We start from the raw sequence: 1,009 nt of genomic DNA, 5'->3' as shown, positions 1-1,009 counted from the left end.
GTGAGTAAAGACTGTTTTATCTCTTACCAAGGGAAACGATATTCCGTACCTTTCCGGTACGTGGGTAAGGAACTAAAAATTAAAGAGACACTTGATCATCACCTTGAAGTTTACGATTCCTACGAATGCATCGCCAAGCATCCACTAATGACAGGAAAAGCTCGAGACCATATTAATCTTGAACATTATAAAGGACTGCACACGACTACTGTTGGTTTGCCGACCCACAGCCGTTTACAGTCCTCTGACATAGAAGTGGAACGACGTTCCCTTCACATGTATGAGCAACTCGAAGGCGGTGACCAAGAATGAACACGGACCTTCTCGTTGAACGCTTACATCAGATTGGTTGGCATTATACAGCCAATCAAATCGATGGTCTTCTCGAAGACGCATCTAAAAATAATGTACCATACTCAGACTTCTTATTCACTCTTTTATCTCAAGAAATGGAACAGAAAGAAAAAATAGAGTTGGAGAAACGAATTAAAAAAGCTAAGCTTCCTTATATCAAGAGCATCCATGACTTTGATTTTAGTTTTCAACCTAGTGTAGATGAACGCCGGGTGAAAGAAGTCTTATCTGGAGGGTATATTCATCATGGAAATAACATTCTCCTTTTGGGTCCCCCAGGTGTAGGCAAGACACATTTGGCTATTTCCATGGCTTTTGAGGCTTTAACCCAAGGCCATCAAGCTTTATTTATTACAGCAAATGACTTTATAGCTGAGTGCCAGAAAGCAGATAAACAAGGAGTAATCCAACGGATTATTAAACGTTACAGTCGTCCAGAATTATTGATCATGGATGAAATCGGATATTTTTCTTTTGATGAACTCAGTGCGCACACACTCTTTCAAATCATATCCAGGAGATATGAGCATGGAGCTATGATTGTGACATCTAACAAGTCCTACGTGGAATGGGGAAAGATTTTTGGTGACGAAGTATTAGCTACAGCTATCCTTGATCGACTCATTCATCATTCCACCACCTTTAATATTAAAGG

Annotated in this window: 2 protein-coding genes; both read left to right on the top strand. The window is 40.0% G+C overall.

Features of this window, described 5'->3' with window-relative positions; all coding sequences use genetic code 11:
- Positions 1 to 312 (top strand): Mu transposase domain-containing protein (locus BW931_RS13595; protein WP_407690205.1); only part of this gene is annotated, 312 nt, incomplete at its 5' end.
- On the top strand, positions 309 to 1,009 hold a 701-nt coding region (gene istB / locus BW931_RS13290; protein ID WP_076572945.1), incomplete at its 3' end, for an IS21-like element helper ATPase IstB. The genes BW931_RS13595 and istB, both read left to right, overlap by 4 nt.

The organism is Salimicrobium salexigens, assembly GCF_900156705.1.
Lineage (GTDB): Bacteria > Bacillota > Bacilli > Bacillales > Halobacillaceae > Salimicrobium > Salimicrobium album.
The sequence above is the reverse complement of the archived record's forward strand: the minus strand, read 5'-3'. Positions and strand labels throughout refer to the sequence as shown.